The following is a 2,025-nucleotide window of genomic DNA, read 5'->3' as shown; positions in this document are numbered from 1 at the left end:
GAAGTTTCCTCGCTCCTCCATTATCAATATTTTATCGCATAATTGAATCGCCAGATCAATTTCATGAGTGGTAAAAAGAACAATCTTGTTGGTGTGATGCGCTATATGCTGCAAAATTTTCAAGATTTGTACTTTGTGATACAAGTCGAGATGAGTGGTTGGTTCGTCTAATAGGATAATATTTGTATCCTGGGCCAATGCACGCGCTATCATGACCTTTTGCAACTGGCCGTCGCTCAGTTCATAACATTTTTTATCCTTCAACTCTTTTAATCCCACCAAACTAATTGCCTGATGCGTCTTTTCGATGTCCTTTGCTGAAAGTGTACCGATCCAGTTTGTATATGGATGTCTCCCCAGGCTGATGAGTTGTTGAACCGTTAGATTTTTAGAAGCCAGTGGCTCGGTTAAGACCACACTGAGCTCCATAGCCCAATCTTTATTTTTGTAGTTCTCAACGGAGCTGCCATTGACTAATACACTGCCGGAAAGTTTGTCTTGTACACGTGCAAGGGTTCTTAACAGAGTCGATTTCCCGATGCCATTAACGCCCACGATGGCTGCCATTTCGCCCTTGTGTAATTTAAATGATATATTTCTCGATACGGAAATCTTACCTTTCTGAAGAAAATAGCCTACTTCCAGTTCCCTTGTTTCCAGCATATCTTAATAATAGAGGATTAAAATAAAGTAATTATGGTGTATTTTAAAGAATTATGTGGGAATAACAGATTTACGGATCATATCTAAAAGATCATTTTCTTTTTACGCACCAACAACCATATAACAACAGGTGCGCCAATAATGGAAGTAATGGCATTGATAGGTAGTACATAGGCAGACATGGGTAATTGGGCGAATGTATCGCAAAGCAATAGTAAGATAGCACCGTATATCAATACAGCCGGCACCAGAATTTTATGATCTGTGGTATTGAAAATCTGACGTGTAAGGTGAGGCACGGCAAGGCCAATAAAGGCTATGGGTCCGGCAAAGGCCGTTACAGCTCCCGCCATTATGCCTGTAGCAACAATAATGATATAGCGCGATTGTTTGATTCGCACACCCATACTTATAGCGTATTGCTCTCCCAGCAGGAGTGCGTTTAGCGACTTTAAGCTAAGAATACTTAAAACTATCCCTACCATAATTGCCACCGAAAGTAGTAGCAGTTGTATCCAAGACAGGTTGCCTACAGTTCCAAAGGACCAAAAGATATATTGCTGCAATTCTTCAGCATTTGTAAAGTAGGACAAAACAGTAACCAGGGCCGCTGTAATACTACCAAACATCAGGCCTATAATAAGTAGTGCCATTGAATCTTTCACTCTTGTAGCAACCACCACAACAATTAGCAAAACGAGGAAACTTCCCAGACTGGAGGCTAATGCAAGTGAAATATCATTGATGAGACCAAAAGTAAACCATCCGCTTATCAGCGAAGAACCCATAATGAGCAGGGCGGCCCCGAGACTGGCACCTGAACTAATTCCCAAAACAAAGGGTCCGGCTAATGGGTTTCTAAATAAGGTCTGCATTAGCAATCCGCTTAAAGAAAGGCCGCTTCCAACCAGAATAGCCGTCAGGGCCTTGGGAATTCGGTAATTCCAAACAATATAGGACCATGGACCTTTTTCGGTCTCACCACCTAGAATGGCAGTCAATATTTCATCAGGAGGGATTGATACAGATCCTAAGCCAATATTAATCACCAAAGACAGCAAAAGTACCACGCTTAACATGACAAAAGGCAGATAATATTTCCGTTGTTCAGTCAATTATTCCAGTGGTTTAAAAAAATAGGCTTTATGTTCAGGCAATAATTCCGGATGAAAAATATGAATAAGATACTTCAACACAATATCCGGTCTGTTTGGGGCCAACTCATAATACAGTAATCCTCCCGTTGCTCCTCTCGTGCGCGCAAAAGTGAAGACTCTCTTTTCCATAAATGGTTTGAAATTGAGATAATGTGTGTTTGCTTTTTCCATTTCCAAATAGCCTGTAAACTGCGAAGGCGATATC

At 41.1% G+C, this 2,025-nt stretch carries 2 protein-coding genes and 1 pseudogene; all 3 read right to left on the bottom strand.

Features of this window, described 5'->3' with window-relative positions; translation table 11 throughout:
* Nucleotides 1-663 (bottom strand): ABC transporter ATP-binding protein (locus tag Q0X72_RS13775; RefSeq protein WP_297766586.1); only part of this gene is annotated, 663 nt, incomplete at its 3' end.
* 83 nt (nucleotides 664-746) lie between these two features.
* Entirely contained in the window at nucleotides 747-1,778 is a 1,032-nt protein-coding gene (locus Q0X72_RS13770; protein WP_297766584.1) for an iron ABC transporter permease, read from the bottom strand.
* Nucleotides 1,779-2,025: pseudogene (locus Q0X72_RS13765) on the bottom strand (ABC transporter substrate-binding protein); the annotation flags it as partial. It lies immediately after the preceding gene.

The organism is uncultured Muriicola sp. (assembly GCF_947258935.1).
In the GTDB taxonomy this organism is placed as follows: Bacteria; Bacteroidota; Bacteroidia; order Flavobacteriales; family Flavobacteriaceae; genus Muriicola.
This window is presented reverse-complemented; position numbering and strand designations above follow the sequence as displayed.